The sequence below is a fragment of the Pseudomonas sp. COW5 genome, from assembly GCF_026240005.1.
GTDB classification, from domain to species: domain Bacteria; phylum Pseudomonadota; class Gammaproteobacteria; order Pseudomonadales; family Pseudomonadaceae; genus Aquipseudomonas; species Aquipseudomonas kribbensis.
This window is the reverse complement of record NZ_JAPHVP010000001.1, coordinates 3,069,347-3,092,665: the sequence shown is the minus strand read 5'-3', so window position 1 is coordinate 3,092,665 and position 23,319 is coordinate 3,069,347. Positions and strand designations below refer to the sequence as shown.

Here is a 23,319-nt window from a genome sequence, read left to right as displayed (position 1 = left end):
ATCTAAAAAGTCCGAGATTCGCTGGGCGGCATTGTAACAGCAGGTTCCGGCAGACGCTTAGGCTGAATTATCGGCCATAACGATCAAAAAGTTTGATGACTGGCCAGCCGTCATTGCCCCCGGTCGAACGGATACGGCTGTTTCCAGCGTTCGAAGATGGGCTTCAGTTCGCCGCTTTTCACCAGTTGATCCATGCGCTGGTCGTAGATCGACATCAGCGCACGGGCCTGAGGGGTGTCGGCGAAGCCGAGGTACAGCGGCAACTCAGCCAGATGCGAATAACGGTATTGCGAAGGGTCGGCGGCATTTCTCAGCACCGCTTCGATTTCCGTCAGGGCGTCGATGTAGTAATCCGCCCGCCCCTGTTTGAGCATCGACAGGATCCCGGTGCGGCGTTCGATCTGGTTGTAGCGCTTGATGTTCGGCAGGTAGGTCTCGTATCGATAACCCCGCACCCAGGCCAGCCGGTATTTGCCGAGGGTGGCCTCGGTCGGTGCCGGATTGCTGGCCAGGCCCAGCGCGTAGATGTGATCGGAATCGAAGTTCCATTTGGGATACAGAACCTGCTCGGCCTCACCGCGATAGGAGCCGACCAGTGCGTCGACTTCCTTCAGTTGCACCAGCCCCACCGAGCGGGTGTATGGCACGGTGCGGATATCCAGAGTCACGCCGGCCGGTTCGAACACCTTGCGCAGGACGTCCCAGCCCAGGCCGTGGCCGTCGGCGGCGGTGTAGTCTTCCCAGTCTTCACTGGCCAGGTGAATGACCGACGGCGGCGCCTCCTGTGCCAGGGCCGTCGCACCGAGCAAGGTGAAAACCAGAATCGCCAACCAGCGTCGAGCCATCCCTGTGTCCCTCATCCACGCCTTGAAATCAGGCGAAAATCCACACCAGACCCTGCATCGCCAGCCAGGCGAACACGCCCGCCAGCACGTCGTCGAGCATGATGCCGACGCCGCCGTGCACATGCCGGTCGATCCAGCGGATCGGCCACGGCTTGAGGATGTCGAAGAAGCGGAACATCAGGAACCCGGCGAGCAGCCAGTACCAGCCTTCCGGCACCAGCCACAGGGTAATCCACATCCCGACCATCTCGTCCCAGACGATACCCTCGTGGTCGTGCACCCGCAGATCGTCGGCCACCTTGCCGCACAGCCAGAAGCCGAACAGCATGGTGATCCCGAGCATCAGCCAGTAGCCCCAGTCGGGCAACATCTGCCACAACGGAATAAAGGGTAGCGCAACTAACGAGCCCCACGTGCCCGGCGCTTTCGGCAAGGTGCCGGAACCGAAGCCGAACGCAATGAAATGCCAGGGGTTGCGCCAGACCGACGGCGGAACGAATTCGCCGGGAACCTGTTTCGGGTGATCTGTCACGGTGACTCCTGAAAATGTTGATAACCCCGGATTTGCGGGGTGATGTCATGCCCTTCGCGGTCCAGCAGCACCACGCCCTGCCCCTCGGCCACACGCCCGATCACATGGATCGGCCAGCCATCGGCCAGCAGCGCCGGCAATTCGACGGACGGCAGGGTAAAGGCCAGCACGTAATCATCGCCACCGCTCAACGCTGCACGTTCGGCACCGCGCTGACCAAGAAACGCCACCAGCGCGTCCGACAACGGCACGCGTTCGCGCTCGACTTCGAGGCGAACCTTCGAGGCCAGTGCGATATGACCGCAATCGGCGAGCAGGCCATCGGAGATATCCAGCGCCGAAGTGGCCTTGCCCCGCAAGGCCTGACCGAGGGCCAGTTGCGGTTGCGGCGACCAGTAGTGATCGAGCAGCGGCTGGGCGATGTGCGGCTCGGCGTCACGCTGGCCAAGCACCAGCGGCAAGGCGCCGGCGGCATTGCCCAGCTCACCGCCGACACACAACAGATCGCCTGGCTGCGCGCCACTGCGGGTCAGGGCCTGGCCGGCCGGGACGCGACCGAACACGGTGACTGTGAGGCTCAACGGCCCGCGCGTCGTGTCGCCGCCGACCAACGCCACACTGCAGTTTTGCGCCATGCGGTTCAAACCACGGGCATAGGCTTGCAGCCAATCGGCGGTCACCGTCGGCAAGGTCAGGGCAAGGGTAAAGGCAACGGGCGTGGCGCCCATGGCAGCGAGGTCGCTGACCGCCACGGCCAGCGAACGCTGACCGAGCAGAAACGGATCGCAGGGATCGGCGAAATGCACGCCGGCCACCAGCGTATCGGTGGAGATCGCCAGCTGTTCCCCGGAAGGAACCGCCAGCAAGGCACAGTCGTCGCCGATCCCCAGTGCAACGCCCTCGCCGCCCTGCGCACAAGGCGCGGCGGCGAAGAAATTGCGGATCAGCTCAAACTCGCCCATGAGGTCTCAAGCGCGTTTTAGCGCTTGAACGCCTTCACTTCAGCTTCACGCAGGCGCGGGGCCAGCTTGTCGAGCACGCCGTTGACGAACTTGTGGCCATCGGTGGAACCGAAGACCTTGGCCAGTTCGATACCTTCGTTGATCACAACGCGGTACGGCACGTCGACGCGCTTGAGCAGTTCCCAGGTGGACAGGCGCAGAACCGCCAGTTCAACCGGGTCCAGCTCTTCGATCGCCAGGTCCAGGCAAGGCTTGAGCGCGGTGTCGATTTCGGTGCGGTTGGCCGGAACCCCGTGGAGGATTTCGCGGAAATACGCGCCGTCGACATCGGTGAAATCGTTATCGACCCGGAACTGCGCTTCGATCTCGTTCAGCGAAGCCTTGGCCATGTGCCATTGATACAGGGCCTGAGTCGCGAGCTGACGGGCTTCGCGGCGCTTGGCGCTCTTCGATGGCTTGCCGGCATCCGCAGGTTTCGGATCGCGCGGGTTGAAACGATCGCTATCGTCGCTAATCACTTGGCCTCCAACTGCGCCAGCAGGCTGACCATTTCCAGAGCGGACAGGGCAGCTTCAGCACCTTTGTTGCCGGCCTTGGTGCCGGAACGTTCGATGGCTTGCTCGATGGAGTCAACGGTCAGGACGCCGAAAGCGACCGGAACGCCGAATTCCATGGACACCTGGGCCAGGCCCTTGGTGCATTCGCCAGCCACGTATTCGAAGTGCGGAGTGCCGCCACGAATGACCGCGCCCAGGGCGATGATTGCTGCGAACTCGCCTTTCTGGGCGACTTTTTGCGCAACCAGCGGGATTTCGAAGGCGCCAGGTGCGCGGATGATGGTGATGTCGCTTTCGCTCACGCCGTGGCGAACCAGGGCATCAACTGCACCGCTGACCAGGCTTTCAACCACGAAGCTGTTGAAACGGCCCACTACCAAAGCGTAGCGGCCTTTAGGGGCGATGAAGGTACCTTCGATGGTCTTCAGGGTCATTCGTCAGATCTCTTAAAGAGCCGGGACGCGTCTGTTACGCGTCCCTCAGTGATTTATTTGCCGCGAATTCGGGTCCGGAAACAACCGGTCATTATTCGGAGGGCACGTATTCTACAACTTCCAGATCGAAACCGGATATCGCATTGAACTTCATCGGTGCGCTCATCAAACGCATTTTGCGTACACCGAGGTCACGCAGGATCTGCGAACCAGCACCGACGATGCTGTAGGTGGTCGGTTTTTTCACCGCCGCCTGATCGCCGGTTTCGCGGATGTGCGCCAGCAACACGTCGCCATCGAGCGGGTGACCGAGCAGCAGCACCACACCGCTGCCGGCTTCGGCAACCGCAGCCATGGCGGCGCGCAGGCTCCAACGGCCCGGTTGCTTGACCATCAGCAGGTCGCGCAGCGGGTCCATGTTGTGCACGCGAACCAGGGTCGGCTCTTCGGCGCAAACGGTGCCCAGGGTCAGTGCCATGTGCACGTCGCCTTCCACGGAATCACGATAGGTCACCAGGTTGAATTGGCCCAGTTCGCTGTCCAGCGGCTGCTCGGCAATCCGCTGAACGGTACGTTCGTGGATCATCCGGTAGTGAATCAGGTCGGCGATGGTGCCGATCTTGATGTTGTGCTCGGCCGCAAAAGCTTCAAGTTCGGCGCGACGGGACATGGTGCCGTCGTCGTTCATCACTTCGCAGATCACGCCGCTCGGCTCGAAACCGGCCATGCGCGCCAGGTCGCAGGCGGCTTCGGTGTGGCCGGCGCGCGCCAGGGTGCCGCCGGCCTGGGCCATCAGCGGGAAAATGTGGCCCGGGCTGACGATGTCTTCGGCTTTCGCGTCTTTCGCGGCAGCCGCCTGCACGGTGCGCGCGCGGTCAGCGGCGGAGATGCCGGTGGTCACGCCTTCGGCCGCTTCGATCGACACGGTGAACTTGGTGCCGAAACCGGAACCGTTGCGCGGGGCCATCAGCGGCAGCTTCAGGGTTTCGCAGCGCTCGCGGCTCATCGGCATGCAGATCAGGCCACGGGCGTGCTTGGCCATGAAGTTGATGTGCTCGGCCTTGCAGCATTCGGCGGCCATGATCAGGTCGCCTTCGTTCTCGCGGTCTTCGTCATCCATGAGGATGACCATCTTGCCTTGGCGGATGTCTTCAACCAGTTCTTCGATGCTATTGAGCGCCACAAGGCACCCCCTTCAGTCAGGATTTGAGGTAGCCGTTGGCGGCCAGAAAGCTTTCGGTGATGCCACCGGGCTTTTGTGAAGAGTCAGGCTCAGCGGCCCTGTCGCCCAAAAGCAGACGCTCCAGATAACGCGCCAGCAGGTCGACTTCCAGGTTCACCCGGCGACCTGGCTTGTAGGACGCCATGATGGTTTCGCTCAGGGTGTGCGGAATGATCGTCAGCAGGAACTCGGCGCCATCGACCGCGTTCACGGTCAGGCTGGTGCCGTCGACGGTGATCGAGCCTTTGTGGGCGATGTACTTGGCCAGCTCCTTCGGCGCGCGGATGCGAAATTCCACGGCGCGGGCGTTGTCGCTGCGCGAGACCACTTCGCCGACACCGTCGACGTGACCGCTGACCAGATGCCCGCCGAGACGGGTGGTCGGGGTCAGGGCTTTTTCCAGGTTGACCGGGCTGCCGCTTTTCAGGTCATTCATGGCGGTGCAGTCGAGGGTTTCGCGACTGACGTCGGCGGCAAAGCCGTCGCCCGGCAGTTCCACGGCGGTCAGGCACACGCCGTTGACCGCGATGCTGTCGCCGAGTTTGACGTCGCTCAGGTCGAGCTTGCCGGTTTCGACATGCACCCGCACATCACCGCCCTTTGGGGTCAGTGCGCGGATACTGCCGATGGATTCGATGATGCCGGTAAACATGGGGTTCTCCTTGAGAACGAAGCCAGCGCTAACGCGATGGCCGGGAATTATACGCTCGCCGATGGGACAGGGATTGCAGTGACTCGCCAGTCATCGCCAACCGCGCGAATTTCAGTGATTTTCAGCTCCGGCGCATCCTTCATATAGGCTAGCGGCCAGTCCAGCAGCGGACGCGCCGTGGAGCCGAGGAACTTGCCGGCGATGAAGATCACGAACTCGTCGACCAGACCGAGCCGTGCAAACGCGCCGGCCAGTCGCGGGCCGGCCTCGACCAGCACTTCGTTGACGCCACGACTGGCCAGCTCGATCAGCAATTGATGCAGATCGACCTGACCGTCATCACCCGGCACGATCAGGCATTCCGGGCCATGGGCGTACTGTTCTTCGATGGCCACACACGTGGCAACCAGCGCCGGGCCGGCCTTGAAGAACGGTGCATCCAGCGGCACTCGCAGGCGTCCATCGATCAGCACCCGCAGCGGCGGACGACTCAGGGCCAGCGCGGTTTGTTCAGCATCCAGCCCCAGCTCATCGCCGCGCACGGTCAGGCGAGCGCCATCGGCCAGCACCGTATCGGCGCCGGTCAGCACCACGCTGGCCTGGGCGCGCAAGCGCTGCACCGCTGAACGTGCGGCAGGGCCGGTGATCCACTGGCTCTCGCCGCTTTCCATCGCCGTGCGGCCGTCGAGACTCATGGCCAACTTGACCCGCACGAACGGCAAGCCGTGTTCCATGCGTTTCAGAAAACCTTGATTGAGCTTGCGTGCTTCGCTTTCCAGCACGCCGCTTTCAGTGGCGATGCCGGCATCGGCCAGACGCTGCAGACCGCGTCCGGCGACTTGCGGATTGGGATCGCGCATCGCCGCGACCACCCGACCGACACCGGCATTCACCAGCGCATCGGCGCAGGGCGGTGTGCGGCCGTGGTGGCTGCAAGGTTCGAGGGTGACGTAAGCGGTGGCGCCCCGGGCCAGCTCACCGGCGGCGCGCAGGGCGTGCACTTCAGCGTGGGGTTCGCCGGCACGTTCATGCCAGCCTTCGCCGACAATCTGCCCGTCGCGCACGATCACGCAGCCGACCCGTGGATTGGGATGGGTCGTGTAGTGTCCCTTGCGCGCCAGTTCCAGGGCCCGGGCCATGAAACGGGCGTCGAGGATGGCCTGCTCGGCGGCGGTGGTCATTCTTTCACCGGTTCACGGGCGAGGCGGTCGATCTCTTCGCGGAACTCGTTGAGGTCCTGGAAGCGGCGGTACACGGAAGCGAAACGGATGTAGGCGACTTCATCGAGCTTTTGCAGCTCGGCCATCACCAGTTCGCCGACCACGAGGGATTTGACCTCGCGTTCGCCGGTGGCGCGCAGCTTGTGTTTGATGTGCACCAGCGAGGACTCGAGACGCTCGACGCTCACCGGACGTTTCTCCAGGGCGCGCTGCATGCCGGCGCGGAGTTTTTCTTCGTCGAACGGCTGACGGCTGCCGTCGGTTTTGATCAGGCGCGGCAACACCAGTTCGGCCGTCTCGAACGTCGTGAAACGTTCGCCGCAGGCCAGGCATTCACGCCGGCGGCGCACCTGTTCGCCCTCGGCGACCAGACGCGAGTCGATGACCTTGGTGTCGTTGGCACCGCAGAAGGGACAGTGCATGGTGGCTGGCAACAAAAAAAGGGAGGGCCATGGTAGCGCATCCCGGTGGCAAGACAAGCCATAGGCTTTGCGGTATACAGACTGCCATGATCGTTTGATCCATGGATTTCATTTTGACGGAGCCACCAATGTCGCTACGACCGCTCGTTTTGCTCAGTGTTTTCGCCCTGCTGGTGGCCTGTGGCAGCGATAAGCCCAAGCCGCAGCCGCCAACGCCGGGCCCGGCGCCGCAACAGGCGCAGAAAAAGGCCAAGGAAGCAGCCGACCTCGGCCCGCTGCCCGCGTATCAACGGGAACTGAGCGGCACCCTGCAAGGCGTGCCGGCGGGCGCCGAAGTCGAACTGGCGCTGCTGGTGATCGACGAGAAAGGTCGCCCGCAACAATTGCTCGCCAGCTCCAGCCTGATCGGCAACAACCAGGTTCTGCCGTTTCGCCTGCGCTTCAATCCTGATGCCTTCCCGGTCGGCGCGCGGGTCGAACTGCGTGGCCGCGCCACTCAATCGGGTCAGTTGATCCTGCACCTGCCGTCGCAGACCATCAGCCAGCCGACCACCCAGGCCCTGGGCCAGCTGCAATTTGTCAAAGCACCATGAATGCACCGCTGGACCTGCAACAGGCGCTGGGCGAACTGCTCGGCGACGCCCGGCTGGTGGCCTGCCCGCTGCCGGACACTGACCTGAAACTGTGGCTGATCGACGGCGACAACATGGCCCGGGAGTTCAGCCCGGAGGAAACCCGGCGGATCCTGCACGAACCGCCGTACTGGAGTTTTTGCTGGGCGAGCGGCCTGGCGGTGGCGCGTTATCTGGCGGAATTCCCCGAGTGGGTCCGTGGCAAGCGCGTACTGGATTTCGGCGCCGGTTCCGGGATCGCCGGGATTGCCGCCGTGAAGGCCGGCGCGCTCGAAGTGGTGGCCTGCGACCTTGATCCGCTGGCGATTGCCGCGTGCCGGGCGAATGCCGAACTCAATGACGTGCAAATGAGCTACTCCACGGATTTCTTTGCCGAGGCGGATCGCTTCGATCTGATCCTGGTGGCCGACGTTCTGTACGACCGCGAAAACCTGCCGTTGCTCGATGCCTTTCTCAGTCGCGGTCGCGAAGCCTTGGTGGCGGATTCGCGGGTCAGGGATTTCCGTCATCCGCTGTACCGGCGCATCGAAATGCTCGAAGCCATGACCCTGCCGGATCTGGCCGAGCCTGAGGAGTTCCGCCATGTCAGCCTCTACCACGCGGCCCGTGCCTGACCGTATAGTTGCCCCATTCACGCTTTTACGAGATACCCCATGAGTCAGCAAACGCCGTACATCTTCGACGCCACGACGGCCGACTTCGACCAGTCGGTGATCGAGGCTTCCTTTCAAAAACCGGTGCTGGTGGATTTCTGGGCCGAATGGTGTGCGCCGTGCAAGGCGCTGATGCCGATGCTGCAAGGCATCGCCGAGAGCTATCAGGGCGAGTTGCTGCTGGCCAAGGTCGACTGCGACGTCGAGCAGGACATCGTCGCCCGCTTCGGTATCCGCAGCCTGCCGACCGTGGTGCTGTTCAAGGACGGTCAACCGGTGGACGGTTTTGCCGGCGCCCAGCCGGAATCCGCCGTGCGTGCCCTGCTTGAACCTCACGTAAAAATGCCACCGCCGGCAGCGGCTGATCCGTTCGAGCAAGCCCAGGCGCTGTTCGACGAAGGCCGTTTCGCCGATGCCGAAGCCGCGCTGGTGGTGATGCTCAACGAAGACAACACCAACGCCAAGGCGCTGATCCTGTACGCCCGCTGCCTGACCGAACGCGGCGAACTGGGCGAAGCGCAAGCCGTGCTCGACGCGGTCAAGAGCGACGAACACAAGGCCGCGCTGGCCGGTGCCAAGGCGCAGATCAAGTTCCTCGGCCTGGCCCGTGACCTGCCGGATGCCGCCGACCTGAAAAGCCGTCTGGCGCAAAACCCGCAGGACGATGAAGCGGTGTATCAACTGGCGATCCAGCAACTGGCCCGCCAGCAATACGAAGCGGCGCTGGATGCCTTGCTCAAGCTGTTCATCCGCAACCGCAGCTACGGTGAAGGCCTGCCGCACAAGACCTTGCTGCAAGTGTTCGAACTGCTGGGCAACGATCACCCGCTGGTGACCGCTTACCGGCGCAAGGTGTTTGCCGCGCTTTACTAAGCGCTTACTCGATCCAGCCGTAGAGCGGCGTGTCCCCGCCGCTCACCACTTTCACGTCTGCCGAATGCCGCAGGCGCACCAGCAGGCGCTTGCCCGCCACCGCGCTGCCGGTCAGCCCTTCGAGCTGATCCAGCAGCTCCGGCCCGCTGAGCTGCCCGGCCTTGCGCAATAGATCCCTGGCGACCTGCCACAACGCGTCATCCTGATTGACCGGCTTCGCCACAGGCGCCGTCGCTGCTGCTTGCGGCTGGGCCGTTTGCACCTGCACGCCAAACTTCGCACCGAGCCGCGCCCAGTCGCTTTCATCCAGTTCCAGGGTCAAATCCACCGGCAACTCACCGACGGTTCCGCGTATCCGCAACATAACTTCGCTCCCGCACATTTCTGACCTGCATGCTCCCATGGGACTTGTGTAACGCCAAGTGTCAGGAGCTGGCGACGCTTGCCTTATCGGCTACATTTCTTCTTTTTTTCATGGGAAGGAACCCCATGTCTTCAGGAAGAAAACTGGCGTCGAAGGGAGGCCCCACCTCTACAGGTGGCGTGATTCTCGAAGGAAACGAAAACCTGCGTATCGAAGGCAAAATTATCGCCTCGATCGGGCAATTTGCCAGTTGCCCGGCATGCAGCGCTGGCCAAGGACCGATTGTCGCCGTTGGCGAAAGAACTCTGATCCTGCCCGCCGGCCCGGCTGCACTGGAGGGTGACTATATCGCCTGCGGCTGCCCGACACAGGCTTTCGAATCGCATCGGGTAATGCTGCTCGCAGTGACCACGACTTCACCATCTTCCGACGTTACAAGTACAGCAAACCACAATGAAACGACTCTGGATAATCCTGGCTGCTTCACTCCTGCTCGTTGTGGCATGGCGCTTTTGGTCGCCTGCCGACCTCTCAGCCTGCACCTCCGAAGGCGCAGCACCAGGGCCGTTGACCGCCATCGTTCACAATTACTTTGAAAGTAATAGGCGTATCGGATGGCGGGATATGGATGACCGCTTCGACATACTTTCTACTCCCGAAGGCCAAAAAGTTGCCGGCCAACCAATGCCGTACGCCTGTGAAGCGTTACAGATACTGCAGAATCCCGCGTTCAGTGAAAGTGAAAAAATCTTCACTACGGCGTTGATGTTTCAGTTGCCGATCAGTCAGTACATGGGCTTCATGGATCGCAGCCATCAACTCTACTCAGAGCACAGAATAGATCCGGAGGTCATGAAGGTGGTGGTACTTCCGCGCGGCACGGCGATCAACTACTGGTGGCTTCCAGCCTGGCGCCAGCGCTTCACTCGCGATGCTCCGAATCTGCTCGACGAAAGTCTGATCCGCCATGTGCTGACGGGAGGCTACTGGTTCGACCATCCCGGCGCCGGATTCTGATTCAACAATCGTGACATTCAATCCACGTACCGCTCCGGGGACATCCCGGACGGTGCTCAGTCATGCCTTGCGCAAAGCGTTTCGGGCGGGCAAACTCTGCGCACTTTCGTTATAAGATTACATAACAAAGTCTTCACTTTACTTCCCGGAGTTCGCCATGCGTCGTCTGCTGCTCGCTTTGCCGTTTGCCCTGTTGCCGCTGGCCATCGCCCAGGCCGCCGATGAGCACGATCATGATCACGAACATGGCAGCCTCGGTGCCCACGAGCATGGCGTCGGTCGCCTGAACGCCGCGCTCGACGGCCAGACCCTGGAGCTGGAACTGGATAGCCCGGCGATGAACCTCGTCGGTTTCGAACACGCCGCCACCAGCGATGCCGACAAGGCCAAGGTCGCCGCCGCTCGCGCTCAGCTGGAAAAACCATTGGCGCTGTTCAGCCTGCCGGCCGCCGCCGGTTGCAAAGTCGCCAGCCAGAAACTGGAAAGCCCGCTGTTCGGCGACAAGCCGGATGCCGACGATCATGACGACGATGACCACGACGAAGACGCCAAGGGCGGTGAAGCGCATCACCACGACCACAGCGAAATCCACGCTCACTACCAGTTCACCTGCGCAGCTCCGGGCGCCTTGACTACTCTGGATCTGGCGAACATTTTCAACACCTTCCCGGCGACCCAGAAAATTCAGGTACAACTGATCAGCCCGAACGGCCAGCAAGGCACGGAAGTGACGGCCAAATCCGCCGCCCTGAAATTCTGATCACGAACCGGCACCATGACCCAAGCACTCATCGAACTGTCCGACCTCGGCTTCAACTGGCCCGGTCACCCGCCGCTGCTGGATATCCCGGCGTTTCGTCTGGAACCGGGTGAAACCCTGTTCCTCAAGGGCCCCAGCGGCAGCGGCAAGACTACCCTGCTCGGCCTGCTCGGCGGGGTGCAGAAGCCCGGGCGCGGCAGCATTCGCCTGCTCGGCCAGGAACTGACCGAACTGGGTGCCGGCGCTCGCGACCGTTTTCGCGTCGATCACACCGGCTACATCTTCCAGCAGTTCAACCTGCTGCCGTTTCTCTCGGTGCGCGAGAACGTCGAGCTGCCCTGCCACTTTTCGAAGCTGCGGGCAGACCGTGCGAAGCAACGTCATGGCAGCGTCGATCAGGCCGCCGCCACCCTGCTCGCCCACCTGGGTCTGAAGGACGAAGGCATTCTCGGGCGCCGCGCGGATTCGCTGTCGATCGGTCAGCAGCAACGGGTTGCCGCTGCGCGTGCACTGATCGGTCAGCCGGAACTGGTGATCGCCGACGAGCCGACCTCGGCGCTGGATTACGACGCCCGGGAAAACTTCATTCGCCTGTTGTTCGCCGAATGCCGTGAGGCCGGTTCGAGCCTGTTGTTCGTCAGCCACGATCAGAGCCTGGCGCCGCTGTTCGACCGTCACCTGTCCCTGGCCGAACTCAATCGCGCCGCCACGTCTGCCGAGGTCTGAGATGTATCTGTTCCGTCTGGCCATGGCCAGCCTCGCCAACCGCCGCTTCACCGCCCTGCTCACCGCGTTTGCCATCGCCCTTTCCGTTTGCCTGCTGCTGGCCGTGGAACGGGTGCGCACCGAAGCCAAGGCCAGTTTCGCCAGCACCATCAGCGGCACCGACCTGATCGTCGGCGCCCGTTCCGGGTCGGTGAACCTGCTGCTGTATTCGGTGTTCCGCATCGGCAACGCCACCAACAACATTCGTTGGGACAGCTTCGAACACTTCGCCAGCAACCCGAAAGTGAAGTGGGCGATCCCGATGTCCCTCGGCGACTCCCATCGCGGCTACCGGGTGATGGGCACCACCGAAGCCTATTTCGAGCATTACCAGTACGGTCGCCAGCAGCATCTGGAGTTGGCCGACGGCCGCGCCTTTGCTACCGATCCGTTCGAAGTGGTGCTCGGTGCCGAAGTGGCCGAGGCGCTGCATTACAAGCTCGGCGACAAACTGGTACTGGCCCACGGTGTGGCGGCGATCAGTCTGGTCAAGCACGACGACAAACCGTTCACCGTGGTCGGCATTCTCAAGCGCACCGGCACGCCGGTGGACCGCACGTTGCACATCAGCCTCGGCGGCATGGAGGCGATCCACATCGACTGGCACAACGGTGTGCCGGCCCGTGGCAACGGGCGGATCAGCGCCGATCAGGCGCGTAACATGGACCTGACGCCGCAAGCGATCACCGCGTTCATGCTCGGCCTCAACAGCAAGATTTCCACCTTCGCGCTGCAACGGGAAATCAACGAATTCCGTGGCGAACCGATGCTGGCGATCCTGCCGGGCGTGGCCTTGCAGGAACTGTGGAGCCTGATGAGCACCGCTGAAAAAGCGCTGTTCGTGGTCTCGCTGTTCGTGGTTCTGACCGGGTTGATCGGCATGCTCACGGCGATTCTCACCAGCCTCAACGAACGTCGCCGCGAGATGGCGATCCTGCGTTCGGTGGGCGCGCGGCCGTGGCACATCGCGAGCCTGCTGGTGCTGGAAGCGTTTGCTCTGGCGCTGACCGGGGTGATCGCCGGGCTGGCGTTGCTGTACATCGGCATCGCCGCCGCTCAAGGTTATGTGCAGGCCAATTACGGCTTGTATCTGCCGCTGGCATGGCCAAGCGAGTATGAATGGACGCTGCTCGGTGGCATTCTGGCTGCCGCGCTGCTGATGGGCAGCGTGCCGGCCTGGCGCGCGTATCGCCAATCATTGGCCGATGGCCTGTCGATCCGTTTATGAGGATGTTCACCATGCCCCGCGCTGTCCTTGCGCTGCTGATGCTGGTCGCCCTGCCCGTGTGGGCAGCGGCACCGAAAGACCTGACCTGGTCGGAGATGATCCCGCCGGACGCGGCGCCCGAAGTGCCGAACATGACGCCGCTGCATGACCTGTCGAAGATGAGCGATGCACTGTCCGCCGAGTCGGCACCAGCCGCCAAGCAGGACATGCCCAACGCGCCGGTGGTGCAGAGCCTCGACGGCCAGAACATCCGCCTGCCGGGCTACATCGTGCCGCTGGAAGTCAGCGAGGAAGGCCGCACCACGGACTTCCTGCTGGTGCCGTATTTCGGCGCCTGCATCCACGTGCCGCCACCGCCGTCGAACCAGATCGTGCACGTGAAAAGTGAAGTCGGCGTGAAACTCGACGAGCTGTATCAGCCGTACTGGGTCGAAGGGCCGTTGCAGGTCAAGGCGTCCACCAGCGAACTGGCCGATGCCGGGTATCAGATGGATGCGGACAAGATTTACGTTTATGAGCTGCCGGAGTAATTCCGGCCAGTTCTGTGCTGCTTGATCCATCCCTTTCGCGAGCAGGCTCGCTCCCACATTAAAGCGCGATCACCTGTGGGAGCGAGCCTGCTCGCGATGGGGTCGGCAAAGGTTCCATAAAAAATCACCCCTTCACTGTTTCATTGAGCTGAGTCAAAAGACCGTATCAGACGGATTCGTACCATAGGACATCAAACATTTTTAACGTCCTTTGGGAGCTTCCATGAACAAGTCCTTGCTCAGCGCTTCGCTGTTTGCCCTCGCGCTCGCAGCCCCGCTCGCCCACGCCCACGAAGCCGGCGACATCATCGTTCGTGCCGGTGCCATCACCGTCAACCCGAAGGCCGACAGCTCCAGCGTCAAGGTCGATCAGGGTCCGCTGAGCGGCACCAACCTGGGCGGCAAGGCGACCATGAGCAGCGACACCCAACTGGGTCTGAACTTCGCCTACATGCTGACCAACAACATCGGTATCGAGCTGTTGGCCGCATCGCCGTTCGAGCATGATGTGAAGATCAAGGGCACTGCCCTGCCGGCCGCCAACGGCAAGCTCGGCACCCTGAAACACCTGCCGCCGACCCTGAGCGTCGTCTACTACCCGCTGGACGCGAAGTCGGCCTTCCAGCCGTACATCGGCGGCGGCATCAACTACACCTGGATCTACGACGAGCACGTCGGCAGCGAAGCCCAGTCCAACGGCTTCAGCAACTTCAAGGCGAAAAACTCCTGGGGCCTGGCCTGGCAGGTCGGCGCCGACTACATGTTGACCGACAACATCATGCTCAACGCCCAGGTGCGCTACATCGACATCGACACCCGCGCCACCGTCGAGAACAACGCCGTGGCTCCGGGCACTCGCGCAAAAGTGAATGTCGACGTCGATCCATTTGTGTACATGGTCGGTCTGGGCTACAAGTTCTAAGCGAGCAATCAAAGAACGTTCACGTGGTGGTGAATGAGGCTTGGTGGCGGGCAGACTCAGAACTGACGGCGATGTTACGCAATCGACCGGGGAGCAAGCTCCCTCGCTACAGGAAACAGGTTTGAAACCCGAATTCCGGCCGTGAAAAAGGCGCCTGTCAAAAGGCGCCTTTTTCATGTCCGCAAGAAGCTCAGCGGCCGAGCAGGCGCGCCAGGCCGACGCTCATCGGCGTTGGCGTCGGGCATTTGAAGCGCTCGAGCAAACGGCCGTTGTTCGCCCGCGAATGACGGATGTCGCCGGAGCGCGCCGGGCCGTAGCTGACGGCCGGCAGCTCACCGACCACCGCTTCCAGCGCGGCCAGCATCTGCTTGAGGTTGGTCGCCTGATTCCAGCCGACGTTCACCGCACCGACTTGCACTTCAGGTTTTTCCAGGGCCTGCACCAGCACGTCGACCAGGTCTTCGACGTACATGAAATCCCGGGTCTGCTCGCCATCGCCGAACACGGTGATCGGCAGGCCTTTCTGCGCGCGTTCGCTGAAGATGCTGATCACGCCGGAGTACGGCGAGGACGGATCCTGGCGCGGGCCGAAAATGTTGAAGAAACGGAAGATCGCCGGTTCCAGACCGTGCTGGCGACGATAGAAATCGAAGTAGTGTTCGCCCGCCAGTTTGTCCGATGCATACGGCGTCAATGGCGCTTTCGGCGTGTCTTCGCTGATCGACTCGCCTTCGCCATTGTTGCCGTAGACCGCTGCGCTGGAAGCGAACAGAACGCGCTTCACGCCGGCCTCGCGCATGGCTTCGCAGACGTTGAGCGTACCGATGAAATTGCTCTGGTGAGTCTTCACCGGATCATCCACCGACGCCTGCACCGAGGCCACGGCGGCCAGATGCGCGACTGCGCTGCAGCCTTGCATCGCACGGGCGACCAGAGCGGCATCGGCGACGTCGCCGACGATCAGTTCGACCTTGGGATTGTCCAGCGGCAGGTTGCTGCGTTTGCCGGTCGACAGGTCATCGAGGATCCGTACCGAATGGCCGCTGGCGAGCAACGCGTCCGTCAGGTGCGAACCGATGAAACCGGCGCCGCCAGTGATTAAAACAGGGCCTTCAGCCATGACGATAAAACCTATCCAGTAAGCCCGGGAGCGCGGCACGCCAGGCGCGCGGCTTGATCCCGAAAGTGTGCAGAATTTTCTTGCAGGCCAGCACTGCGTGTTGCGGCTCTTCGGCGGCGTCCTCACGTGCGGCGTGAGCCTGGGCGGTCGGCTCTTCGATCGCCAGCGGATGCAGGCTGCGGGCCTCGGTGAGAATCGCCTGCCCCAGCGCCAGCGGTGTGGTCGCCTCGTGGCCGGCGTAGTGGTAAGTGCCCCACAGCGGCGCGGCGCAATCGAGTTGCTTGAGCACCGAGATGATCACCCGGGCCGCATCGTCGACCGGCGTCGGATTGCCGCGACGGTCGTCGGCCAGCAGCAATTCGTCCGGCTTTTCAGCGCGAGCGAGGAAGCGTCCGAGGGTGCCTTCCGGGCTATCGTCCAGCAGCCAGCCGAAACGCAGCAACACATGCTGAGGGCAAGTGGCGCGTACGCTTTGCTCGATCCGCCACAAAGCCTGACCGCGCAGGCCCAACGGCACCGGCTCGTCCTTTTCGCTGTAGGCGGTGGCGCGGGAGCCGTCGAATACCCGATAGCTGGACGGCTGCACCAGCACAATGTTGTGGTGCTGGCACAGTTCGGCCAGACGCTCGATGGCGCGTTCCTGCCCCGACAGACGGCTTTCGCTGACGGTCTCGGCCTGGAACCAGTCGAAATAGTAGGCAAGGTTGATCAATGCATCGGGACGGGTGTCGTCGAGCAGTTGTGTCAGGCTCGCGGCATCCCAGCCGTCTTCGGGCGGGCGGGGGGCGAGGAAACCGATGTCTTCCTCCGCACCGAGGCGAATCAGCGCCTGCCCAAGGGCATTTCCGCCGCCCAGTAACATAAGGCGCATTCGCATAGAGTCAGCAGGCCCAGTCTGATTGGAACGATGGCTTTAGCGGCGATGCGCGTGGCACCGTCGTCGATAATTGCCGGAATCGTTGCATTTTGCGGGTTTAGTGCGCAACCGTCACCCGTAAAGTGTAGATCCCCAGCGGTACTTGCAACTTCACCCGCCCACCCGCATAACTGCAGACATGAATCTGCCCATCCCCAAGGACGTGGCCCTGGCAGGCTTTCACCCCGCCGTCAGCGCCTGGTTCAGCCGCACATTCGCGACGGTCACCGCCGCCCAGGCCCGCGCTTGGCCGTTGATCCGCCAGCGCCGCTCGACGCTGATCGCCGCGCCCACCGGCTCCGGCAAGACCCTTACCGCATTCCTCGCGGTGCTCGACGATCTGATCCACCGTGGCCTGGAAACCCCGGACGGCCTGCCGGACGAGACGCTGGTGGTCTACGTTTCACCGCTCAAGGCGCTGTCCAACGACATCCGCATCAACCTGCAGAATCCGCTGGCCGGGATAACCGACCAGTTACGGCAAATGGATCTGCCGCCGCTGGAGATAACCACCGCCGTGCGCACCGGTGACACCCCGCAAAAAGACCGAGCCGCCATGCGCAAAAGCGCGCCGCATATTCTGGTGACCACCCCGGAATCGCTCTACGTGCTGCTCGGTTCCGAGTCCGGCCGCAAAATGCTCGGCACCACGCGCACCGTGATCGTCGATGAAATCCACGCCATCGCCGCCGGCAAGCGCGGCAGCCACCTGGCCTTGAGCCTTGAACGCTTGCAGGCGTTGTGCGCCGAGCCGCTGACCCGCATCGGTCTGTCGGCCACGCAGAAACCGATCGATGCCGTCGCACGCTTTCTGGTGGGACATGAGCGCCCCTGCGAAATCATCGACATCGGCCATGCCCGCCCACGGGATCTGGGCATCGAAGTGCCGCCGGTGCCGTTGTCGGCGGTCATGGCCAATGACGTCTGGGAGCTGGTCTACGACCGTCTCGCCACGCTGGCCCGTGAACACCGCACCACGCTGATTTTCGTCAACACCCGGCGCCTGGCCGAACGCCTGAGCCGGCACCTGAGCGAACGCCTCGGCAAACACGCCGTAGCCGCGCACCATGGCAGCCTCGCCAAGGAGTTTCGTCTCGACGCCGAGCAGCGACTCAAGCGCGGCGAACTGCAAGTGCTGATCGCCACCGCGTCGCTGGAACTGGGGATCGACATCGGCGAAGTCGACCTCGTCTGTCAGATCGCCTCGCCACGTTCGATTGCCGGGTTTCTGCAACGGGTCGGCCGCTCCGGTCACCAGGTCGGCGGCACGCCAAAGGGACGCCTGTTCGCGACGACGCGCGACGACCTGATCGAATGCGCCGCCCTGCTCGACTGCGTGCGCCGAGGCGAACTCGACACCCTGCACATCCCCGAGGCGCCGCTGGATGTGCTGGCCCAGCAGATCATTGCCGAGGTCAGTTGCCAGGAGTGGGCCGAAGACGATTTGCTCGCATTGCTCCGTCGGGCCGAGCCCTACGCCCGCCTCGACGAAAAACATTATCAGGCGTTGCTGACGATGCTCGCCGAGGGCTACAACGGTCGCCAGGGCATCCGCAGCGCCTACCTGCATCGCGACGCCGTCAGCCGAACCCTGCGCGGGCGACGCGGTGCACGACTCACTGCCGTGACCAGCGGCGGCACCATCCCGGACAACGCCGACTACAGCGTGCTGCTGGAACCCCAAGGCCTGAACATCGGCAGCGTCAACGAAGACTTCGCCGTGGAAAGCATTGCCGGCGATGTGTTCCAGCTCGGCAACACCTCTTACCGATTCCTGCGGGTGGAAACCGGCAAGGTGCGGGTCGAAGATGCCCAGGGCCAGCCGCCGACCATTCCGTTCTGGCTCGGCGAAGCGCCCGGTCGCAGTGCCGAACTGTCGATGGCCGTGGCACGCCTGCAGGCACAGCTCGATGAATTGCTGAGCGCCAGCCTCGGGAACCTGCAACAGGCCCTCGACTGGCTGACCGCAACCCTGGGACTGGATCAGGCCAGCGCCGAACAGCTTGTGGATTACCTGGCTCGCGCCCGCCTCGCCCTCGGCGCGTTGCCGTCCCAGGACACGCTGCTGATGGAGCGGTTTTTCGACGAGTCCGGCGGCACCCAACTGATCATCCATTCGCCGTTCGGCAGCCGAATCAACCGTGCCTGGGGCCTGGCCTTGCGCAAGCGCTTCTGCCGCACCTTCAACTTCGAACTGCAGGCCGCCGCTAGCGAAGACGCCATCGTGCTGTCGTTATCCACCAGCCACAGTTTCGAACTCGACGAAGTCTGGCGTTACCTGCACAGCAACAGCGCCGAGCACATCCTGATTCAAGCGGTGCTGGATGCGCCATTGTTCGGTGTGCGCTGGCGCTGGAACGCCGGGGTGGCGCTGGCCCTGCCGCGCTATACGGGCGGGCGCAAAGTCGCGCCGCAATTGCAGCGGATGAAAAGCGAAGACCTGATCGCCAGCGTGTTTCCCGATCAGATCGCCTGTCTGGAAAACCTCGCCGGTGAACGGGAAATTCCCGAGCACCCGCTAGTGGAGCAAACCCTCGACGATTGCCTGCACGAAGCGATGGACAGCGAAGGCTGGCTGCAATTGCTGCGGCGCATGGAGCGCGGCGAAGTGCGGCTGATCGCCCGTGACCTTCCCGCACCTTCGCCGCTGGCCGCGGAAATTCTCAGCGCCCGCCCTTACACCTTTCTCGACGACGCGCCGCTGGAAGAACGCCGCACCCAGGCCGTGCTCAACCGCCGCTGGAGCGATCCGCAATCCACCGATGACCTCGGTGCGCTGGACGCCGACGCGATCAACGCCGTGCGCGAAGAGGCGTGGCCGACACCAAACAGCGCCGATGAAATGCACGAGGCACTGATGAGTCTGGCCTGTATCAGCGACCACGAAGTCGAGGCCAATCCGCATTGGCGCGATTGGCTGAATGCCCTGGCTGACACCGGTCGAGCCTGCCGATTGCAGATCGATCCCGAGCACTCGCTGTGGCTGGCACGGGAACGCCTGACCTGTCTGCAAGCGATTTATCCACAGGCGCATTCAACACTACCGCCGCTACCCGGTTTCGATGAGGTCTGGACTGCCGACGATGCCTTGGTGGAAGTCATCCGCGCACGGCTGAGTGCATTCGGCCCGCTGCCACTGGAGGCCATTGCCCAGCCGTTGTCATTGCCACCCGCCCACGTCCATCAAGCCCTCGCCCAACTCGAACGTGAAGGCTACGTGCTGCGCGGTCGGTTCACCCCGGGGCTGACGACTGAAGAATGGTGCGAGCGGCATCTGCTGGCGCGGATCCACCGCTACACGGTCAAGCGCTTGCGCCGGGAAATCGAACCGGTGGCGTTGCAGGATTTCATGCGTTTTCTGTTCGACTGGCAGCATCTGTCCCCGTCCACCCGAGGTCAGGGCAGCGCCGTGTTGCCGGCGATTGTCGGTCAGTTCGAAGGTTATCCGGCAGCCGCCTCGGCGTGGGACAGCGACATCCTTCCGGCGCGGCTCAAGGACTACTCACCGAGCTGGCTGGATGATCTGTGCCGCAGCGGAAAACTGGTGTGGACACGCCTCAGCGCCCGGCAGAAAACCAGCGGCACGGCGCTGCGCAGCACGCCGGTCGTGTTGCTGCCGCGCAGTCAGGTCGGGTTGTGGAGTTCGCTGGCCGAACAGACGCCCTTCAGCGAACTGTCGCCCAAGACTCAGAAAGTCTTCGAGGCCCTCAGCCAACACGGTGCGCTGTTTTTCGATGAGCTGATTCATGAAGCGCATCTGCTGCGCACGGAACTGGAAATCGCCTTGCAGGAACTGGTCGGCGCCGGTCTGGTGAATGCCGACAGTTTTGCCGGGTTGCGGGCGCTGATCACCCCGGCGAGCAAGCGCCAGCAACGCAGCAGTCGGCGCGGGCGCGGAGCCTTTGTCGGCGGCATGGACGATGCCGGGCGCTGGGCGCTTCTGCGTCGCGGGCCGGCTGTGGAGAACAGCCAGACAGCGTCGCCCGAAACCCTGGAACACATCGCCATGACCTTGTTGCGCCGTTACGGCGTGGTGTTCTGGCGCCTGCTGGAGCGCGAAGCCGATTGGCTGCCGAGCTGGCGCGAACTGCTGCGCACCTTTCACCGGTTGGAGGCACGGGGCGAGATTCGCGGCGGGCGGTTTGTCAGCGGTCTGGCCGGTGAACAATTTGCCCTGCCCGAGGCAATTCCGCTGTTGCGCGAAGTGCGCCGCCGCCCTCACGACGGCAGCCTGATCGCGGTGTGCGGGGTCGATCCGCTGAACCTCGCCGGCACCTTGCTACCCGGCGCAAAAGTACCGGCGCTGGCGAGCAATCGACTGGTGTATCGCGACGGCTTGCCAGTCGCTGCGGAGGTCGCCGGCAAGCAGCAATTCTGGGTGGAACTGGACCCCACCGCCATGAGCGACATTCGCAACAAGCTGACCCGTCACTGAGTCCGCGCCTGTTCCGGCAGCACCACCGACGAATGCGCCGCCACCTCATCGTCTTGTCGCTTCGGCAACAAAACCTGCTGTGGATAAGTCTGCGCAAAATGCACCCACGGGCTGTTATCCACAAGCTTTTTCAAACGCTGGTTGAACGCGCGGCTCACCGCGTACTGCCCGCCCGACACCGTGCGGAACTGAGCGGTCAGGACCACGCCGTTCAAGTCCATCTTGTCCACGCCGAACACGTCCAACGGCCCTTGCAGGTTGTACTTGAGGAACGGGTCTTCGCGGATCGAATCCCCGGTCTCGCGGATCAACTCGATGGCTTTTTCGACATCGGTGTCGTAGGTGAACTGCACCGAGAAGAACGCGAACGCAAACTGCCGCGATTGATTGGTCACGGCCTTGATCTGACCGAACGGCACCGAGTGCACGAAGCCCTTGCCGTCGCGCAGGCGCAGGGTGCGAATGGTCAGGCCTTCGACCGTGCCGGCATGCCCGGAATCGAGCACCACCCAGTCGCCGATCGACAGCGTGTCTTCGATGATGATGAACAACCCGGTGATCACGTCCTGCACCAGTTGCTGCGAACCGAAACCGATGGCCAGACCGACCACCCCGGCACCGGCCAGCAGCGGCGCGACGTTGATCCCGAGATTGGCCATGGTGGTGATTGCGCAGATCACCACCAGGATGATTTTGATCGCATTGCGCAGCAGCGGCAGGATGGTTTTCACCCGGGTGCTGGGCTGGCGCGCCGAGCGTTTGCTGACCGGTGGTTTCAGCGCTTCCTGAATCGCCGTGTCGAGCACCACCCACAGCAGCCATGTCACGAGGAAGATCAGGCCAATACTGCTCAAGGCATTGCTGATCGCCCGGCCGACCGTGCTGCTTTGCGCAAAATCGATCAGCGATACGCCCCAGATCCGCCCGAGGATATCGATGAACGCAATCGCGATGACGATCCGCAGCAACGCATGCAGCAGGCTGAGAAAACGCTCCTTGTAGGCGCTGCTGCGCTGGATCGCCTCGGCCCGGCGCGACTTGAACAGGTGTTGCAGAACCGTGCTGAGAAACACCGTGCCGATCAGCAGCACCGTGGTGAACAGCGCGCAGCGCAGAGCCTTTTGATTGTCCTCGCCGATGCCGATCAGATTGACCGCCGAGACCAGCACCATCAGCACGATCGGCCAGTACCAGAGCCCTGAAAATATCCGCAGCGACTCTTGCAGCGAGGGTTGTTTCAAACGCTGGGCCAGCGGTCGGTTGCGAATCAGGTGCGCCACCGGCCGGCGCAAGCGAATCACCAACAGACCGAAGATGATCGACGCCAGCAGACCGGTGAACACCGCGATGCTGCTGGTGATATTGCCGCCCAGTTGCCGAGCGATCTGCGGGCTGGTCAGCGCATCACTCAACGCGGCGAGAAAGCCGATCAGGAACAGCGGTTTCGGGCAGTAGTCGCGGATGATCTGCACCGCCCGTCGCTTGTGGCCGGTGTTGAACATCACCACCACACACAACAGCATCGAGGTGGAAAAGATGCCGCTGCTGGTGGCGTAGGCAAAACACAGCGCCAGCGCCCGGCCGACCGACGCTGGCAGGAAGTGGCTGACGTACAGGGTCAACGGCAGGCAGATCAATGCGGGCAATGTGTAGGGCAACAAATAACCGATCAGGTCCTGGCTGCGCTGACGGGCGCGCAGCCAGCGGCCGTCGCGCATCCGCTTGGCCAGCACGCTGCCAAGCACGGTCAACACGGCGAAGGTGCCGAGCCACACGCCGGACAACATCATGAAGTCCCCGGCCACGCTCCACCCCGAGCGATCCGACGGCTGATTGACCAGTCTGTCGACTTCATCCGCCGCCCGGTCGGCGCGCAGACGCCAGGCGTCGACCAGATGCTCGTTGAGATCGAGTTTGTCCTGCACGTCGTCGATGCTCGAACTGATTGCACCGAGCAGTCCGCCCTGCACCAATGGCTCGGGTTCGGCGGCTTTTGCGTTGGCTGCCGGGACGCCCGGCAATGTGGCGGCCTGCAGCATTTGGCCACCGGAAAACAGCAGCGCCCCCAATAGAATTGCGATCCTGAACCTGGTCAAAACGCAGAGCTCCCTTGGTTGAACCTGTAAGGAACTGATCGACATTTGACTGGCAAAGTTCAAGAGCACCCTCATCGGAACGCCGCCCGCCCAGCCCTCTCCCGGAGGGAGAGGGAGCCGACCGAGGTGACAACTCCAGTTACGTCGACCTGCGAGATCTCG

General features: G+C 62.9%; 24 protein-coding genes. 11 read left to right on the top strand and 13 right to left on the bottom strand.

What is annotated here, in order from left to right; genetic code table 11:
- Positions 1-110: 110 nt before the first annotated feature.
- The 9 genes from OQ248_RS14125 to nrdR all read right to left on the bottom strand — a co-directional run bounded on the left by OQ248_RS14125 (position 111) and on the right by nrdR (position 6,846).
- Positions 111-845, bottom strand: a complete 735-nt coding sequence (locus OQ248_RS14125; protein ID WP_119428925.1) for a transporter substrate-binding domain-containing protein — start codon at positions 843-845, stop codon at positions 111-113.
- Between the two features lie 28 nt (positions 846-873).
- Positions 874-1,377, bottom strand: coding sequence for a phosphatidylglycerophosphatase A (locus OQ248_RS14120; RefSeq protein ID WP_065259550.1), 504 nt, complete (start codon positions 1,375-1,377; stop codon positions 874-876).
- The gene (gene thiL, locus OQ248_RS14115) at positions 1,374-2,339 is read right to left on the bottom strand and encodes a thiamine-phosphate kinase (RefSeq protein WP_265813120.1); all 966 of its coding nucleotides are present in this window, start codon (positions 2,337-2,339) and stop codon (positions 1,374-1,376) included. Before thiL ends, OQ248_RS14120 begins: the two co-directional genes overlap by 4 nt.
- A gap of 17 nt (positions 2,340-2,356) precedes the next feature.
- Positions 2,357-2,857, bottom strand: a complete 501-nt coding sequence (nusB, locus tag OQ248_RS14110) for a transcription antitermination factor NusB (protein WP_085712321.1) — start codon at positions 2,855-2,857, stop codon at positions 2,357-2,359.
- Entirely contained in the window at positions 2,854-3,330 is a 477-nt protein-coding gene (gene ribE, locus OQ248_RS14105) for a 6,7-dimethyl-8-ribityllumazine synthase (protein WP_003228649.1), read from the bottom strand. Before ribE ends, nusB begins: the two co-directional genes overlap by 4 nt.
- 91 nt (positions 3,331-3,421) lie before the next feature.
- Complete coding sequence (gene ribBA, locus OQ248_RS14100; RefSeq protein WP_065259547.1) at positions 3,422-4,513, bottom strand: bifunctional 3,4-dihydroxy-2-butanone-4-phosphate synthase/GTP cyclohydrolase II; 1,092 nt, start codon at positions 4,511-4,513, stop codon at positions 3,422-3,424.
- A 16-nt stretch (positions 4,514-4,529) separates the two neighbouring features.
- Positions 4,530-5,204, bottom strand: a complete 675-nt coding sequence (locus OQ248_RS14095; RefSeq protein ID WP_265813119.1) for a riboflavin synthase — start codon at positions 5,202-5,204, stop codon at positions 4,530-4,532.
- Between the two features lie 47 nt (positions 5,205-5,251).
- On the bottom strand, positions 5,252-6,385 hold the full coding sequence (gene ribD, locus OQ248_RS14090; RefSeq protein ID WP_265813118.1) for a bifunctional diaminohydroxyphosphoribosylaminopyrimidine deaminase/5-amino-6-(5-phosphoribosylamino)uracil reductase RibD: 1,134 nt from the start codon (positions 6,383-6,385) through the stop codon (positions 5,252-5,254).
- Positions 6,382-6,846 (bottom strand): transcriptional regulator NrdR, encoded by a 465-nt coding sequence (nrdR, locus tag OQ248_RS14085; RefSeq protein WP_003228656.1) that lies wholly within the window; start codon positions 6,844-6,846, stop codon positions 6,382-6,384. Before nrdR ends, ribD begins: the two co-directional genes overlap by 4 nt.
- Before the next feature lie 128 nt (positions 6,847-6,974).
- Here nrdR and OQ248_RS14080 point away from each other — a divergent pair, with 128 nt between their 5' ends.
- The 3 genes from OQ248_RS14080 to trxA are packed head-to-tail and all read left to right on the top strand — an operon-like array spanning position 6,975 to position 9,004.
- The gene (locus tag OQ248_RS14080) at positions 6,975-7,439 is read left to right on the top strand and encodes a hypothetical protein (protein WP_114885802.1); all 465 of its coding nucleotides are present in this window, start codon (positions 6,975-6,977) and stop codon (positions 7,437-7,439) included.
- On the top strand, positions 7,436-8,092 hold the full coding sequence (locus tag OQ248_RS14075; protein WP_085732990.1) for a 50S ribosomal protein L11 methyltransferase: 657 nt from the start codon (positions 7,436-7,438) through the stop codon (positions 8,090-8,092). Before OQ248_RS14080 ends, OQ248_RS14075 begins: the two co-directional genes overlap by 4 nt.
- A gap of 39 nt (positions 8,093-8,131) precedes the next feature.
- A complete protein-coding gene (gene trxA, locus OQ248_RS14070) occupies positions 8,132-9,004 on the top strand; it encodes a thioredoxin (protein ID WP_265813117.1) in 873 nt (290 codons plus the stop codon).
- 4 nt (positions 9,005-9,008) lie between these two features.
- Here the strand turns inward: trxA and OQ248_RS14065 are convergent, their stop codons facing one another.
- Complete coding sequence (locus OQ248_RS14065) at positions 9,009-9,368, bottom strand: hypothetical protein (protein ID WP_265813116.1); 360 nt, start codon at positions 9,366-9,368, stop codon at positions 9,009-9,011.
- Between the two features lie 125 nt (positions 9,369-9,493).
- On the opposite strand from OQ248_RS14065, the gene OQ248_RS14060 reads away from it, so the two are divergent.
- The 7 genes from OQ248_RS14060 to OQ248_RS14030 all read left to right on the top strand — a co-directional run bounded on the left by OQ248_RS14060 (position 9,494) and on the right by OQ248_RS14030 (position 14,590).
- Positions 9,494-9,964 (top strand): PAAR domain-containing protein, encoded by a 471-nt coding sequence (locus tag OQ248_RS14060; RefSeq protein WP_265813115.1) that lies wholly within the window; start codon positions 9,494-9,496, stop codon positions 9,962-9,964.
- A gap of 28 nt (positions 9,965-9,992) precedes the next feature.
- Positions 9,993-10,385 (top strand): hypothetical protein, encoded by a 393-nt coding sequence (locus tag OQ248_RS14055; RefSeq protein WP_265813114.1) that lies wholly within the window; start codon positions 9,993-9,995, stop codon positions 10,383-10,385.
- A gap of 157 nt (positions 10,386-10,542) precedes the next feature.
- Complete coding sequence (locus tag OQ248_RS14050; protein ID WP_265813113.1) at positions 10,543-11,145, top strand: DUF2796 domain-containing protein; 603 nt, start codon at positions 10,543-10,545, stop codon at positions 11,143-11,145.
- 15 nt (positions 11,146-11,160) lie between these two features.
- Positions 11,161-11,871, top strand: coding sequence for an ABC transporter ATP-binding protein (locus tag OQ248_RS14045; RefSeq protein WP_085712329.1), 711 nt, complete (start codon positions 11,161-11,163; stop codon positions 11,869-11,871).
- A 1-nt stretch (position 11,872) separates the two neighbouring features.
- A complete protein-coding gene (locus OQ248_RS14040) occupies positions 11,873-13,138 on the top strand; it encodes an ABC transporter permease (RefSeq protein ID WP_064599744.1) in 1,266 nt (421 codons plus the stop codon).
- An 11-nt stretch (positions 13,139-13,149) separates the two neighbouring features.
- Entirely contained in the window at positions 13,150-13,668 is a 519-nt protein-coding gene (locus OQ248_RS14035; protein WP_265813112.1) for a DUF3299 domain-containing protein, read from the top strand.
- A gap of 223 nt (positions 13,669-13,891) precedes the next feature.
- On the top strand, positions 13,892-14,590 hold the full coding sequence (locus OQ248_RS14030) for an OmpW family outer membrane protein (protein WP_085712330.1): 699 nt from the start codon (positions 13,892-13,894) through the stop codon (positions 14,588-14,590).
- A gap of 190 nt (positions 14,591-14,780) precedes the next feature.
- On the opposite strand, the gene OQ248_RS14025 is transcribed toward OQ248_RS14030, so the two are convergent.
- Positions 14,781-15,710: an NAD-dependent epimerase/dehydratase family protein gene (locus OQ248_RS14025; protein WP_265813111.1), complete on the bottom strand. Its 930-nt coding sequence runs from the start codon at positions 15,708-15,710 to the stop codon at positions 14,781-14,783.
- The gene (locus OQ248_RS14020) at positions 15,703-16,587 is read right to left on the bottom strand and encodes a sugar nucleotide-binding protein (protein WP_085712332.1); all 885 of its coding nucleotides are present in this window, start codon (positions 16,585-16,587) and stop codon (positions 15,703-15,705) included. Before OQ248_RS14020 ends, OQ248_RS14025 begins: the two co-directional genes overlap by 8 nt.
- Positions 16,588-16,765: 178 nt before the next feature.
- On the opposite strand from OQ248_RS14020, the gene OQ248_RS14015 reads away from it, so the two are divergent.
- Positions 16,766-21,061, top strand: coding sequence for a DEAD/DEAH box helicase (locus tag OQ248_RS14015; protein WP_265813110.1), 4,296 nt, complete (start codon positions 16,766-16,768; stop codon positions 21,059-21,061).
- Here OQ248_RS14015 and OQ248_RS14010 read toward each other — a convergent pair.
- A complete protein-coding gene (locus OQ248_RS14010) occupies positions 21,055-23,157 on the bottom strand; it encodes a mechanosensitive ion channel family protein (protein WP_265813109.1) in 2,103 nt (700 codons plus the stop codon). The two genes, OQ248_RS14015 and OQ248_RS14010, sit on opposite strands and share 7 nt — an antisense overlap.
- Positions 23,158-23,319 lie beyond the last annotated feature (162 nt).